Raw genomic sequence first — 13,154 nt, 5'->3', positions numbered from 1 at the left:
CAAATTGGTGGGTGATACATGGATCGAACATGTGACCCCTGCCGTGTGAAGGCAGTGCTCTACCGCTGAGCTAATCACCCATTGGCACTGCTCGAAGTGAGCAATGCCACGAAACGCTGGTGGGTGATACATGGATCGAACATGTGACCCCTGCCGTGTGAAGGCAGTGCTCTACCGCTGAGCTAATCACCCGTTGTCGTTGCGACAGCCCGCTATTATGGCACAGCTTTCAGGCGGTTTGCAGCTTGCGCCACACTGTTTTGCCTTTGCTCTCCTTGTCGAGCTGCGCCAGCAGGGCTTCGTGCGCTGCCAGCTCCTGATCATTGGCCTGCAGCACGGGCAGATGCAGACCACTCAGGTCGATGCTGGCCGCCCTGGGGCCGCCGCCTGTGTCGCCGGCATCGTCGGCGATGAGCAGCGCGTCCTGCCCACGCGTGAGGCAGATGTACACATCGGCGAGCAGCTCGGCATCAAGCAGTGCGCCATGCAAGGTGCGGGCCGAGTTGTCCACGCCCAGGCGGTCGCACAGTGCATCGAGCGAGTTGCGCTTGCCGGGGAACATTTCCTTGGCCAGCGCCAGCGTATCGACAATGCCCGCCACATGGCTGGCCAGTGGGGGCAGATTCAGCCGCTCCAGCTCCTTATTGATGAAGCCGACGTCGAACGCAGCGTTGTGGATGATGATTTCCGCATCGCGCATGAAGTCCAGAATCTGGTCGGCCACTTCCGCGAACTTGGGCTTGTCGCTGAGGAACTCGGTGGTCAGGCCGTGCACGCGCAGGGCGCCCTCTTCGCTCTCGCGCTCCGGGTTGATGTACAGGTGCAGCCTTCGCCCGGTGAGCTTGCGGTGCAGCAACTCCACGCACCCTATCTCCAGGATGCGGTCGCCGTTCTCGGCCGACAGGCCCGTGGTTTCGGTATCGAAGACAACCTGCCGCGCCATCAGTGGTTTTCCTTGGCGTGGTTGATGGTGTACTTGGGGATCTCGATGGTCACGTTCTGCTGCGCCAGGATGGCCTGGCACGACAGGCGCGATTGCGGCTCCAGGCCCCAGGCGCGATCGAGCAAGTCTTCTTCCTCTTCTTCCGCCTCGTTGAGTGAGGCATAGCCCTCACGCACGATCACGTGGCAGGTGGTGCAGGCGCAGCTCATGTCGCATGCGTGCTCGATGGCGATGTGGTTGTCGAGCAAAGCCTCGCAGATGGAGGTTCCGGCCGGAGCGGTGATTTCAGCGCCCTGGGGGCAGTACTCGGCGTGGGGCAGGATTTTGATGACGGGCATGGCGCGTGGAACGATCAAGTTTTTTTACAGGGTCCGCACATTCTGGCCCGCCAGGGCCTTGCGGATGCCGCGGTTCATGCGCTGCGCGGCAAAGGCCTCGGTGCCCTTGGCCAGGGCCTGGGTTGCGGCCTCCAGGGCCGGGGCGTCGGCCACTGCAGCTTGCAGGCGCAAGGCTTGCATGAGCGCATCGATATGGGTGCGCTCGTCGTCGCTGAGCAGGTCGCCATCAGCGTCCAGCGCGCTTTGCGTGGCCAGCAGCATGCGGTCGGCCTCCACGCGCGCCTCGGCCAGCGCTCGGGCCTGGATGTCTTGCTGGGCGGTGGCAAAGCTCTCTTGCAGCATGCGTGCGATCTGCTCGTCGCTCAGGCCGTAGCTGGGCTTGACGTCCACACGCGCTTCCACGCCACTGGTCTGCTCCTTTGCGCTCACGTTGAGCAAGCCGTCGGCATCGATGGTGAAGGTGACGCGGATGCGCGCTGCACCGGCTGCCATGGGAGGAATGCCGCGCAGCTCAAAGCGGGCCAGACTGCGGCAGTCCTGCACCAGGTCGCGCTCGCCCTGCAGCACATGGATGGCCATGGCGGTCTGCCCGTCCTTGTAGGTGGTGAAATCCTGTGCCTTGGCCGTGGGAATGGTTTCGTTGCGCGAGACGATGCGCTCCACCAGCCCGCCCATGGTTTCTATGCCCAGCGACAGCGGGATCACGTCCAGCAGCAGCAGGTCGCCATTGGCATTGTTGCCCGCCAACTGGTTGGCCTGGATGGCAGCGCCCAAGGCCACTACCTCGTCGGGATTGAGGTTGATCAGCGGCTCGCGGCCAAAGAACTGCGCCACCGCCTGGCGCACCTGCGGCATGCGTGTGGAGCCGCCCACCATGACCACACCTTGCACTTCGTCGGGTTGCAGGCCAGCGTCGCGCAAGGTGCGGCGTACCGCGGCCATGGAGCGCGCGGTCAACGGTGCCGTCACAGCTTCAAAATCTGATTTTTTAACATTAAATTGAACGCTAGCGCCCACCAATTCTGCGCTGAACGCTACTATTTCAGTAGCACTCAACGCTTCCTTGCAGGCGCGTGCTGCCGCACGCACAGCGGCCTTGTCGGCCGCAGACTGCACCTGCACGCCCTGCTGGGCCAGCACCCATTGCGCGAGCGCGGCATCGTAGTCGTCACCGCCCAGGGCGGAGTCACCTCCGGTGGCGAGCACCTCGAACACGCCCTGCGCGAGCCGCAGGATGGAAATGTCGAACGTGCCTCCACCCAGGTCGTACACGGCGTAAATGCCTTCGCTGGCGTTGTCCAGCCCGTAGGCTATGGCCGCTGCCGTGGGCTCATTGATGAGACGCAGCAGGTTCAGGCCCGCAAGTTGTGCGGCGTCCTTGGTGGCCTGGCGCTGGGCATCGTCAAAGTAGGCCGGCACGGTGATGACCGCGCCGTACAGGTCTTCGTTGAAGGTATCTTCGGCGCGCTGGCGCAGCTTGGCCAGGATTTCGGCGCTGACTTCCACAGGCGACTTGATGCCGTCCGCCGTGGCGATGCCCACCATGCCGCCGTGCTCGGAATCCACCAAGGCGTAGGGCAGTTGCTGCGCACCGGCGATGTCGCCTCGCCCCCGCCCCATCAGGCGTTTGGCCGATGCAATGGTGTTGGCTGCGTCCTGCTCCTGCAATTGCACAGCACTGTGACCGATCTGCCGCCCGCCTCCGGCAAGGTACCGCACCACCGAGGGCAACAGCACCCGGCCCTCTTCGTCGGGCAGGCATTCGGCCATGCCATGGCGCACGGCAGCGACCAGCGAGTGCGTGGTGCCCAGGTCTATGCCCACGGCAATGCGACGCTGGTGGGGATCGGCCGATTGGCCGGGTTCGGAAATCTGCAGCAGCGCCATGAGTGCTTGGTAATTCTGTGAAAAGCCGCTGCACTGGTCAGATGGCAGTCGGCGGATGGATGCGGGCGCTATTGTCCCAGTTGTTCCAGGCGGCGATCGATGTCGCGCGCAAAACGCTCGATGAACATCAGCGCCCGCACCTGGGCTGCGGCCGCAGCGTAGTCCTGCGCACCGTCCAGAAGTTCGCCGCAGCGTGCCAGGGCCTGCTGGCGGGCCGCACGCACCTGGGCATCCAGGGCGTCGATGTCGCTCGCGCCTTGCGCCTCGTCCAGCGCTTCGCGCCACTCCATCTGCTGCATCAGAAAGGCGGCAGGCATGGCCGTGTTGTCCTCGGCACCAATGGGGGCACCGCCCAGTTCGCACAGATAGGCAGCGCGCTTGAGCGGGTCCTTGAGGCGCTGGTAGGCTTCATTGATGCGCACTGACCACTGCATGGCCACGCGCTGCGCCGCCGTGCCATGCTGGGCGTGGCGATCGGGGTGCGCCTGGCGCTGCAGATCCTTCCAGCGCGCATCAATGTCGGCCCGCTCCTGCGCAAAGCGCCGGGGCAGGCCAAACAGCGTGAAATCGTCCGACTGCAGGTTCACATCAAAGCCCGCAGCCGCTCAGACCCGGAAGCTCTCGCCGCAGCCGCAGCGGTCGCGCTCGTTGGGGTTGCTGAAGCGAAAGCCCTCGTTCAAGCCTTCGCGGACGAAGTCGAGTTCCGTGCCGTCGATGTAGGCCAGGCTCTTGGGGTCGATCAGCAGTTTGACGCCATGCTGCTCAAAAACGATGTCTCCGGGCTCGGCTTCGTCCACATACTCGAGCTTGTAGGCCAGGCCCGAGCAGCCGCTGGTCTTGACACCCAAGCGCACGCCCAGTCCCTTGCCCCTGCGCGACAGGTAACGGCTGACATGCCGGGCTGCCGCTTCAGTCATTGTGATGGCCATGGTGTCTCATGCCGCCGTGGTGCTGGCGTGTTTGGTGCGGTAGTCGTTGACAGCTGCCTTGATGGCGTCTTCGGCCAGGATGGAGCAGTGGATCTTGACCGGCGGAAGCGCCAGCTCTTCAGCGATCTGGCTGTTCTTGAGCGCCGCGGCCTCGTCCAGCGTCTTGCCCTTGACCCATTCGGTCACCAGCGACGACGAGGCGATGGCCGAGCCACATCCGTAGGTCTTGAAGCGCGCGTCCTCGATCACGCCCGTCTCGGGGTTGACCTTGATCTGCAGCTTCATCACGTCGCCGCAGGCAGGCGCACCGACCATGCCGGTGCCCACGCTGTCGTCGCCCTTGTCGAACGAGCCCACATTGCGCGGGTGCTCGTAATGGTCAATCACTTTTTCGGAGTAAGCCATGGTGTTTACCTCATCGATGGGTTGCGGTGGGGTGCGGCCTCAATGGGCAGCCCACTGGATGGAATTGAGATCCACGCCGTCCTGGTACATCTCCCACAGGGGGCTCAACTCGCGCAGCTTGGCCACGTTCTCGCGGATGGTGGCAATCGCGTAGTCGATCTCTTCCTCGGTGGTGAAACGGCCAATGGTCATGCGCAGGCTGCTGTGGGCAAGCTCGTCGCTGCGGCCCAGGGCGCGCAGCACATAGCTGGGCTCCAGACTGGCCGATGTGCAGGCAGAACCCGACGACACCGCCAGGCCCTTGATGCCCATGATCAGCGACTCGCCCTCAACGTAGTTGAAGCTCATGTTCAGGTTGTGCGGCACACGACGCGTCAGGTCGCCATTGACGAACACCTGCTCGAGGTCGCTCAGCCCGTCCAGCAGGCGCTTTTGCAGCGCACGGGCCTTGGCCAGGTCTTGCGCCATTTCCTCGCGCGCCAGGCGGAAGGCCTCGCCCATGCCCACGATCTGGTGGGTGGGCAGCGTGCCCGAACGCATGCCGCGCTCATGGCCACCACCGTGCATTTGCGCCTCCAGGCGCACGCGCGGCTTGCGGCGCACGTACAAGGCACCAATGCCCTTGGGCCCGTAGGTCTTGTGCGAGGCCAGGCTCATCAAATCGACAGGCAGGGTCTTGAGGTCAATCTCCACCTTGCCGGTGGCCTGGGCTGCATCCACGTGGAGGAGGATGCCCTTCTCACGGCACATCGCGCCGATGGCGGGAATGTCCTGGATCACGCCGATCTCGTTGTTCACGAACATGACGCTGACCAGAATCGTGTCCGGACGCAGGGCCGCCTTGAAGGCATCCAGGTCAAGCAGACCGTTTTCCTGCACTTCGAGGTAGGTAACCTCAAAGCCTTGGCGCTCCATCTCGCGCATGGTGTCGAGCACAGCCTTGTGCTCGGTCTTGACGGTGACGAGGTGCTTGCCCTTGCCTTGGTAGAAATGGCCCGCGCCCTTGATGGCGAGGTTGTTGGATTCGGTGGCACCGCTGGTCCAGACGATCTCGCGCGGGTCGGCGCCGATCAGGTCGGCCACCTGGGTGCGAGCCTTCTCGACGGCCTCCTCCGCCTCCCAGCCCCAGGCGTGGCTGCGCGATGCGGGGTTGCCGAAATGCTCGCGCAACCAGGGGATCATGGCGTCCGCTACGCGCGGATCGACCGGCGTGGTAGCGCCATAGTCAAGATAGATGGGAAAGTGCGGTGTCATGTCCATGGCTGGCTCAGTGTGGGGTTCTGGCTGGCAATTCTCGACGCTAGTGCAGTCTGCCGCAGGCAAAGGCACGCACGACCCTGATGGCCGTGGGGGCCTTCATCCGGCCTGCAGGTCAATCAGGATTTGGCGAAAACGTTGCCCAGGGCAAACACGGAATTGGGCGCGTTGACGCGGATGGGTTTGACCACCGGCGTGGTGGAGATGGCACGGCGCGCTGCCGGCTTGTCTTCCACCTGCAGGCCGCGGGCCAGTTGGTCGTCCACCAGCTTTTGCAACGTGACAGAGTCCAAAAACTCGACCACACGCTGGTTGAGGGTGGCCCACAGGTCGTGGGTCATGCAGCGGCTGCCATCGCCACCGCAGTTTTCCTTGCCGCCGCACTGGGTGGCGTCAATGGGCTCATCGACCGAGACGATGATGTCGGCAATGGTGATTTCAGCCGCCTTGCGCGCCAAGGTGTAGCCGCCCCCCGGGCCCCGGGTGGACTCGACCAGTTCATGGCGGCGCAGCTTGCCAAAGAGCTGTTCCAGGTACGACAGCGAAATACGCTGGCGTTGGCTGATGGCGGCCAGGGTGACAGGCCCATTGTTCTGGCGCAGGGCCAGGTCGATCATGGCGGTGACCGCAAAACGGCCTTTGGTGGTGAGACGCATCGCAAGCTCCTTGTTGTGTGGCTTGTTGGTTCATGAATTGCCCGCAAGGTTCATGGCCTGCAGGTCCCGTCTCCGCCCTTTTTTCTGCCCCGCCCCGCGGATTGGCAGACCCTTCATTTGCGTGGGTTTTGTTCTGTTTGTGTGGCAAATTGTACCAGATTCCAGATTATTTTGGTCGGGTAAGTAAACTCTTTGGTCGCAATTCGTCGCAAAAGTTGCAATACCCTGTTATTCCTCAGCAAGCCTGGGGACATTGTCCTGCCCATGGGCACCAAACGCCTGGTCCTTGAGGCGCGCCAACTGGTCGCGCACGCGCGCCGCCTGCTCGAATTCGAGGTTGCGCGCGTGTTCCAGCATCTGCTTCTCCAGGCGCTTGATCTCGCGGGCAATGTCTTTCTCGGACATGTCCTCCACGCGCGCGCGCTGCAGCGCCTCCTGCTCCAGGCGCTCGGCGTCCTTGCCGGCCTTCTCGCTGTACACCCCATCGATCAGGTCGCGCACCTGCTTGACGATGCTGCGCGGTGTGATGCCATGCTCGGCGTTGAAGGCAATCTGCCTGGCGCGCCGGCGCTCGGTTTCGCCGATGGCCCGCGCCATGGAGTCGGTCACCCGGTCGGCGTACAGAATCGCCTTGCCTGAGAGGTTGCGCGCCGCGCGGCCGATGGTCTGGATCAGGCTGCGTTCGGAACGCAAAAAGCCCTCCTTGTCCGCATCCAGAATGGCCACCAGCGACACCTCGGGGATGTCCAGGCCCTCGCGCAGCAGGTTGATGCCCACCAGCACGTCGAATGCGCCCAGGCGCAAGTCGCGGATGATTTCCACGCGCTCCACCGTGTCCACATCGGAATGCAGGTAACGCACCTTCACACCGTTGTCGGTGAGGTAGTCGGTGAGCTGCTCGGCCATGCGCTTGGTCAGCGTGGTCACAAGCACGCGCTCGCGCCGCTCGCTGCGAATGCGGATCTCCTGCAGCACATCGTCCACCTGATGGGTGGCAGGGCGCACCTCCACCTCGGGGTCCACCAGGCCCGTGGGCCGAACCACTTGCTCCACCACCTGGCCTGCGTGCTGCTTCTCGTAGTCGGCCGGCGTGGCCGAGACGAACACCACCTGGCGCATGCGCTGCTCGAACTCCTCGAACTTGAGCGGCCGGTTGTCCAGCGCGCTGGGCAGCCGAAAGCCGTATTCCACCAGCGTGGTCTTGCGCTGGCGGTCGCCGTTGTACATGGCGTTGAGCTGGCCAATCATCTGGTGGCTCTCGTCCAGGAACATGATCGCATCGCGTGGCAAATAGTCGGTCAGCGTGCTGGGTGCTTCGCCCGGCTGGCTGCCCGACAGGTGGCGCGAGTAGTTCTCGATGCCCTTGCAGTGCCCCACTTCGCTGAGCATCTCCAGGTCAAAGCGCGTGCGCTGCTCCAGGCGTTGGGCCTCCACGAGCTTGCCGTCGGCCAGCAGTTGCTTCAGTCTCTCTGCCAACTCGGCCTTGATGGATTCGACCGCCAGCAGCACCTGATCGCGCGGCGTGACGTAGTGGCTGCTGGGGTACACGGTGAAGCGCGGAATACTCTGGCGCACGCGGCCCGTCAGCGGGTCAAACAGTTGCAGGCTCTCGATCTCGTCGTCGAACAGTTCGATGCGCAGGGCCAGCTCCGAGTGTTCGGCAGGGAACACGTCGATGGTGTCGCCGCGCACGCGGAAATTGCCGCGCGCAAAGTCCATGTCGTTGCGCTGGTACTGCATGCGCACGAGCTGTGCAATGGCATCGCGCTGGCCCAGCTTGTCGCCCGCGCGCAGTGTCATCACCATGCGGTGATAGCTCTCGGGGTTGCCAATGCCGTAGATGGCCGACACCGTTGCCACGATCACCACGTCGCGGCGCTCCAGCAGGCTTTTGGTGCACGACAGGCGCATCTGCTCGATGTGCTCGTTGACGGCGCTGTCCTTCTCGATGAACAGATCGCGCTGCGGCACATAGGCCTCGGGCTGGTAATAGTCGTAATAGCTTACGAAGTATTCCACCGCGTTCTTCGGAAAGAATTCGCGGAACTCGCTGTAGAGTTGGGCCGCCAGCGTCTTGTTGGGCGCGAACACGATGGCCGGCCGCCCCAGGCGGGCAATCACGTTGGCCATGGTGAAGGTCTTGCCCGAACCGGTCACGCCCAGCAGTGTCTGGAACACCTCGCCCTCGATCACGCCCTCCACCAATTGATCGATGGCGCCGGGCTGGTCGCCTGCAGGCGGGTACGGCTGGTACAGCTCGAAAGGCGAGCCGGGAAACTGGACAAACTGCCCCTTGGCGGGCTCGGCGGGAGTCTCTTGCGTGGACATGGTGCGATACGACCTGCGCGGGCCGCTAAAATCTCGGGTTAACCCCAAAGCCTACCGCAGCCGGGGTTTGCCCGCCACCTCTACCCTCCAAGGACACTTTCCATGTCTCTGTTCTCCGCCGTCGAAATGGCCCCCCGCGACCCCATCCTGGGTCTCAACGAGCAATACAACGCCGACACCAACCCCAACAAGGTCAACCTGGGCGTGGGCGTGTACTTCGACGACAACGGCAAGCTGCCGCTGCTGGCCTGCGTGCAAGCCGCCGAAAAAGCCCTGATGGACAAGGCCGCACCGCGCGGCTACCTGCCCATCGACGGCATTGCGGCCTACGACAACGCCGTCAAGGCCCTGGTGTTCGGCGCCGACTCCGATGTGGTGAAGTCAGGCCGCGTGTCCACGGTGCAGGCCATTGGCGGCACCGGTGGCCTCAAGATCGGCGCCGACTTCCTCAAGAAGATCAGCCCCCAGGCCAAGGTGCTGATCTCCGACCCGAGCTGGGAAAACCACCGCGCCATCTTCCAGAACGCAGGCTTTGAAGTGGGCAGCTACCGCTACTACGACGCCGCCACGCGCTCGGTCAACTTCGACGGCATGCTGGCCGACCTGAACGCCGCCACGCCCGGCACCATCGTCGTGCTGCACGCCTGCTGCCACAACCCCACGGGCTACGACCTGACGGCTGCGCAGTGGGACCAGGTGATCGCCGCCGTCAAGGCCAAGGGCCTGACCGCGTTCCTGGACATGGCCTACCAGGGCTTTGGCCATGGCATCCAGGAAGACGGCGCCGTGGTCGGCAAGTTCGTGGCCGCCGGGCTCAACCTCTTTGTTTCGACCTCGTTCTCCAAGAGCTTCAGCCTGTACGGCGAGCGCGTGGGCGCCCTGTCGGTGGTGGCATCGAACAAGGAAGAAGCTGACCGCGTGCTGAGCCAGCTCAAGGTCGTGATCCGCACCAACTACTCCAACCCTCCCACGCACGGCGGCGCCGTGGTGGCCGCGGTGCTGGGCAACCCCGAACTGCGCGCCCTGTGGGAAAAGGAACTGGGCGAGATGCGCGTGCGCATCAAGGCCATGCGCCAGAAGCTGGTGGATGGCCTCAAGGCCGTCGGCGTGCAGCAGGACATGTCCTTCATCACCACCCAGATCGGCATGTTCAGCTACTCGGGCCTGTCCAAGGACCAGATGGTGCGCCTGCGCAGCGAGTTCGGCGTGTACGGCACCGACACCGGCCGCATGTGCGTGGCCGCGCTCAACAGCAAGAACATCGACTACGTCTGCCAGGCCATTGCCAAGGTGGTGTAACACGGCCACCCAGCGCTACCATGGCGCCAACCCCGAGCCGCCTGCGGGCGGCTTTTTTTTGAGCAAAATTCGGCTCCAGCGCCCGTCCATCAAGCGCCAGTAGCTATTATATTTATAGCAATCATGCCCCACACTGCTGCCCACCCCACGCCCCTGCAAGGCTCCCGCGTCCTGAGCCTGGCGCTCAACCTGCCTGGCCCTGCCGCCCTGCTGCGCTGCGCGCGCATGGGCGCCGAGTGCACCAAGCTGGAGCCGCCCCCTGCGCCGGGCCATGCCAGCGCCGACCCCATGGGCATCTACAGCCCCACCGCCTATGCCGACCTGCACCAAGGCGTGCGCGTGCTGCACGCCCACCTCAAGACCGAAGAGGGCCAGGCTGCACTGCACGCGGAACTGGCGCGCACCGATGTGCTGATCACGTCCTTCCGCCCCTCGGCCCTGGCCAAGCTGGGGCTGGGCTGGGAAGTGCTGCAGGTGCGCTACCCGCGGCTGTCGCTGGTACGCATCGTCGGTGCGCTGGGCGAGCGTGCCGAGGAACCCGGCCACGACCTCACCTACCAGGCCGAAGCCGGGTTGCTGGCAGGCCTGCAGGCGCCGCCGCCCACCCTGTTCGCCGACATGGCGGGCGCACTGGTGGCCAGCGAGGCTGTGCTGCAGGCCCTGCTGGCGCGCAGCCAGCAAGGTGCTGGGGTGTGCATCGAAGTGGGCCTGGCCGAGGCCGCACAGTGGCTGGCCCTGCCGCTGCACTGGGGCCTGACCACCCCGCAGGGCGATGTGGGCGGCGCGCACGCGGGCTACCGCATCTACCCCTGCCGGGATGGCCGCGTGGCCGTGGCTGCGCTGGAGCCGCATTTTGCCGCCCGCCTGTGCGAGGCCGCGGGTCTGCCAGCCCGGGGCGACATGGAGCACCTGCGCGACCCGGCTACGCACGCGGCCATCGCCCGCTTCCTGCAGGGCCAGACCCGCGAGCAACTGACGGCGCTGGCGCAAGCGCGCGACATCCCGCTGCACGCGCTGCACTGAACCCACCATTGAACGCCTTCTTGTTCTCACCCGGCGCAGCAGGAAAGCTGCTTCACATCCTTGTTGAATGTCTGCGCCGCAAGCTTCAAGCCCTCAACCATCGTTAGGTAGGGGAACAACTGGTCTGCCAGTTCCTGCGCCGTCATGCGGTGGCGAATGGCCAGGGCCGCCGTCTGGATCAGCTCGCCCGCTTCCGGGGCCACTGCCTGCACGCCGATGAGCCGTCCGCTACCTTCCTCAATGACCAGCTTAATAAAGCCGCGTGTGTCGAAATTGGCTAGCGCACGCGGCACGTTGTCCAGCGTCAGCAGTCGGCTGTCGGTCTCGATCCCATCGTGATGCGCTTGCGCCGCGCTGTAGCCCACAGTGGCGACCTGCGGGTCGGTAAACACCACGGCAGGCATCGCGGTCAGGTCCAGGGCGGCGTCGCCGCCGGTCATGTTGATGGCCGCACGGGTGCCGGCGGCCGCTGCCACATAGACGAATTGCGGCTGGTCAGTGCAGTCGCCGGCCGCATAAATATGCGGCGTACTGGTGCGCATGCGCTGGTCGATGACGATGGCGCCCTGTGCATTGACGGCGACCCCTGCCGCGTCCAGTGCCAGGCTGTGCGTGTTCGGTGTCCGTCCGGTAGCGACCAGCAACTTGTCGGCGCGCAGCTCACCATGCCCGGTGGTCAGCACGAATTCGCCATCCCCATGCGCGACCTGGCTGGCTTGCGTGTGCTCCAGTACCGTGATGCCTTCGGCACGGAAGGCGGCCGTGACCGCCTCGCCGATGGCCGGGTCTTCGCGGAAGAACAGCGTGCTGCGCGCCAGGATCGTGACCTGGCTACCCAGCCGGGCGAAGGCTTGCGCCAGTTCCAGCGCCACCACCGAGGAGCCGATCACGGCCAGGCGTTCGGGAATGGTTTCGCTGACCAGGGCCTCGGTCGAAGTCCAGTAGGGGGAATCCTTCAAGCCCGGAATCGGCGGCACGGCCGGACTGGCGCCCGTGGCAACCAGACAGCGATCGAACACCACGACGCGCTCGCCCCCCGCGTTCAAATGGACGACAAGGCTCTGGCTGTCCTTGAAACGCGCTGCACCGAGCAGCATGGTGATGGCCGGATTGCCGTCCAGGATGCCTTCGTACTTGGCATGGCGCAGTTCATCAACGCGGGCCTGCTGCTGGGCCAGTAGTTTGCGGCGGTCCAGCGCAGGCACCGTCGCCGCGATACCGCCATCGAACGGGCTTTCCCGGCGCAAATGGGCGATGTGGGCGGCGCGAATCATGATCTTGGACGGCACGCAACCGACGTTGACGCAGGTGCCGCCGATGGTGCCGCGCTCGATCAGCGTGACGTGCGCGCCTTGCTCGACGGCCTTCAGCGCTGCCGCCATCGCGGCTCCACCGCTGCCGATCACGGCGACTTGCAACGGGCGTTCGCTGCCACGGGGTTGATCGGCGGCACCCATCCAGCCACGTACCTTGTCGAGCAGTCCGGCGCGGTTGTCCAGCGGTGGCGCATCGGCAAACGATGCCTGATAACCCAGCCCGGCCACGGCGGCAGTCAGCGCATCCGATGACGTGCCCACCTCGATGGCGAGTTGCGCCATACCCTTTGGATAGGACACCAGCGCCGACTGCACGCCGGGCACTTTTTCCAGCGCGTCCTTGACGTGCGCTGCGCACGAGGCGCAAGTCATGCCGGTGATTCTTAAATGGGTCATGCGAAAGATCCTTTATCGTTTGTGGCACCAGGCAATGGCGTCAGATGTGCCGCGGTGCCGTTTCCAGTGACTCACTGCTTGACGCTGGACGGATAGCCCGCGTCCCCGGTGGCCTTGATCAGCTTCTGCACGCTGGTCTTGGCATCATCGAAGGTGACAACGGCTTCGCGTGGCTCGAAGCTCACGTCAACTTTGCTGACGCCTTCGACCTTGGAAATCGCCTTCTTGACGGTGATCGGACAAGCGGAGCAGGTCATGCCCGGTACGGACAGCGTGACGGTCTGGGTTGCGGCCCACACGGGGGCAAAAACGGTAGCGAGGACGAGGGAGGCCAACAGTTTTTTGGCTTGCTTTGAGACTTGCGTTTTCATGAGGAA

Annotated in this window: 13 protein-coding genes and 2 tRNA genes; 2 read left to right on the top strand and 13 right to left on the bottom strand. The window is 64.5% G+C overall.

The window, feature by feature from the left end; translation table 11 throughout:
- Positions 1-5: 5 nt before the first annotated feature.
- From GWK50_RS08315 to uvrB, 11 genes are all read right to left on the bottom strand, one after another.
- A tRNA-Val gene (locus GWK50_RS08315) sits at positions 6-80 on the bottom strand.
- Between the two features lie 37 nt (positions 81-117).
- Positions 118-192, bottom strand: a tRNA-Val gene (locus tag GWK50_RS08310).
- A gap of 37 nt (positions 193-229) precedes the next feature.
- A complete protein-coding gene (gene dnaQ, locus GWK50_RS08305; RefSeq protein WP_162016067.1) occupies positions 230-943 on the bottom strand; it encodes a DNA polymerase III subunit epsilon in 714 nt (237 codons plus the stop codon).
- Positions 943-1,281 (bottom strand): ISC system 2Fe-2S type ferredoxin, encoded by a 339-nt coding sequence (fdx, locus tag GWK50_RS08300; protein ID WP_162016066.1) that lies wholly within the window; start codon positions 1,279-1,281, stop codon positions 943-945. The genes dnaQ and fdx overlap by 1 nt, the downstream gene beginning before the upstream one ends.
- 24 nt (positions 1,282-1,305) lie before the next feature.
- Positions 1,306-3,168, bottom strand: coding sequence for a Fe-S protein assembly chaperone HscA (gene hscA / locus GWK50_RS08295; protein ID WP_162016065.1), 1,863 nt, complete (start codon positions 3,166-3,168; stop codon positions 1,306-1,308).
- Between the two features lie 68 nt (positions 3,169-3,236).
- Positions 3,237-3,755: a Fe-S protein assembly co-chaperone HscB gene (hscB, locus tag GWK50_RS08290; protein WP_162016064.1), complete on the bottom strand. Its 519-nt coding sequence runs from the start codon at positions 3,753-3,755 to the stop codon at positions 3,237-3,239.
- 18 nt (positions 3,756-3,773) lie between these two features.
- Positions 3,774-4,097, bottom strand: a complete 324-nt coding sequence (gene iscA / locus GWK50_RS08285; RefSeq protein ID WP_162016063.1) for an iron-sulfur cluster assembly protein IscA — start codon at positions 4,095-4,097, stop codon at positions 3,774-3,776.
- 6 nt (positions 4,098-4,103) lie between these two features.
- The gene (gene iscU / locus GWK50_RS08280) at positions 4,104-4,502 is read right to left on the bottom strand and encodes a Fe-S cluster assembly scaffold IscU (RefSeq protein ID WP_162016062.1); all 399 of its coding nucleotides are present in this window, start codon (positions 4,500-4,502) and stop codon (positions 4,104-4,106) included.
- Positions 4,503-4,541: 39 nt separating this feature from the next.
- Entirely contained in the window at positions 4,542-5,762 is a 1,221-nt protein-coding gene (locus GWK50_RS08275; RefSeq protein WP_162016061.1) for an IscS subfamily cysteine desulfurase, read from the bottom strand.
- A 116-nt stretch (positions 5,763-5,878) separates the two neighbouring features.
- Entirely contained in the window at positions 5,879-6,415 is a 537-nt protein-coding gene (gene iscR, locus GWK50_RS08270; RefSeq protein ID WP_162016060.1) for a Fe-S cluster assembly transcriptional regulator IscR, read from the bottom strand.
- A gap of 228 nt (positions 6,416-6,643) precedes the next feature.
- The gene (uvrB, locus tag GWK50_RS08265; RefSeq protein WP_162016059.1) at positions 6,644-8,743 is read right to left on the bottom strand and encodes an excinuclease ABC subunit UvrB; all 2,100 of its coding nucleotides are present in this window, start codon (positions 8,741-8,743) and stop codon (positions 6,644-6,646) included.
- A gap of 102 nt (positions 8,744-8,845) precedes the next feature.
- Between uvrB and GWK50_RS08260 the strand changes: the two genes are divergently transcribed.
- Positions 8,846-10,042: an amino acid aminotransferase gene (locus GWK50_RS08260; protein ID WP_162016058.1), complete on the top strand. Its 1,197-nt coding sequence runs from the start codon at positions 8,846-8,848 to the stop codon at positions 10,040-10,042.
- A 123-nt stretch (positions 10,043-10,165) separates the two neighbouring features.
- The gene (locus GWK50_RS08255; RefSeq protein ID WP_162016057.1) at positions 10,166-11,065 is read left to right on the top strand and encodes a CaiB/BaiF CoA-transferase family protein; all 900 of its coding nucleotides are present in this window, start codon (positions 10,166-10,168) and stop codon (positions 11,063-11,065) included.
- 26 nt (positions 11,066-11,091) lie between these two features.
- On the opposite strand, the gene merA is transcribed toward GWK50_RS08255, so the two are convergent.
- Together merA and merP are read right to left on the bottom strand one after the other, a co-directional pair.
- The gene (gene merA, locus GWK50_RS08250) at positions 11,092-12,777 is read right to left on the bottom strand and encodes a mercury(II) reductase (protein WP_162016056.1); all 1,686 of its coding nucleotides are present in this window, start codon (positions 12,775-12,777) and stop codon (positions 11,092-11,094) included.
- 71 nt (positions 12,778-12,848) lie between these two features.
- A complete protein-coding gene (merP, locus tag GWK50_RS08245) occupies positions 12,849-13,148 on the bottom strand; it encodes a mercury resistance system periplasmic binding protein MerP (protein ID WP_162016055.1) in 300 nt (99 codons plus the stop codon).
- Positions 13,149-13,154: the final 6 nt, after the last annotated feature.

The sequence above is a fragment of the Acidovorax sp. 210-6 genome, assembly GCF_010020825.1.
GTDB lineage: Bacteria > Pseudomonadota > Gammaproteobacteria > Burkholderiales > Burkholderiaceae_C > Simplicispira > Simplicispira sedimenti.
This window is presented reverse-complemented; position numbering and strand designations above follow the sequence as displayed.

Coding starts and splice junctions, on each gene's coding strand:
- dnaQ (WP_162016067.1), bottom strand. CDS start 943: ATGGCGCGGCAGGTTGTCTTCGATACCGAAACCACGGGCCTGTCGGCC.
- fdx (WP_162016066.1), bottom strand. CDS start 1,281: ATGCCCGTCATCAAAATCCTGCCCCACGCCGAGTACTGCCCCCAGGGC.
- hscA (WP_162016065.1), bottom strand. CDS start 3,168: ATGGCGCTGCTGCAGATTTCCGAACCCGGCCAATCGGCCGATCCCCAC.
- iscA (WP_162016063.1), bottom strand. CDS start 4,097: ATGGCCATCACAATGACTGAAGCGGCAGCCCGGCATGTCAGCCGTTAC.
- iscU (WP_162016062.1), bottom strand. CDS start 4,502: ATGGCTTACTCCGAAAAAGTGATTGACCATTACGAGCACCCGCGCAAT.
- GWK50_RS08275 (WP_162016061.1), bottom strand. CDS start 5,762: ATGGACATGACACCGCACTTTCCCATCTATCTTGACTATGGCGCTACC.
- iscR (WP_162016060.1), bottom strand. CDS start 6,415: ATGCGTCTCACCACCAAAGGCCGTTTTGCGGTCACCGCCATGATCGAC.
- uvrB (WP_162016059.1), bottom strand. CDS start 8,743: ATGTCCACGCAAGAGACTCCCGCCGAGCCCGCCAAGGGGCAGTTTGTC.
- GWK50_RS08260 (WP_162016058.1), top strand. CDS start 8,846: ATGTCTCTGTTCTCCGCCGTCGAAATGGCCCCCCGCGACCCCATCCTG.
- GWK50_RS08255 (WP_162016057.1), top strand. CDS start 10,166: ATGCCCCACACTGCTGCCCACCCCACGCCCCTGCAAGGCTCCCGCGTC.
- merA (WP_162016056.1), bottom strand. CDS start 12,777: ATGACCCATTTAAGAATCACCGGCATGACTTGCGCCTCGTGCGCAGCG.
- merP (WP_162016055.1), bottom strand. CDS start 13,148: ATGAAAACGCAAGTCTCAAAGCAAGCCAAAAAACTGTTGGCCTCCCTC.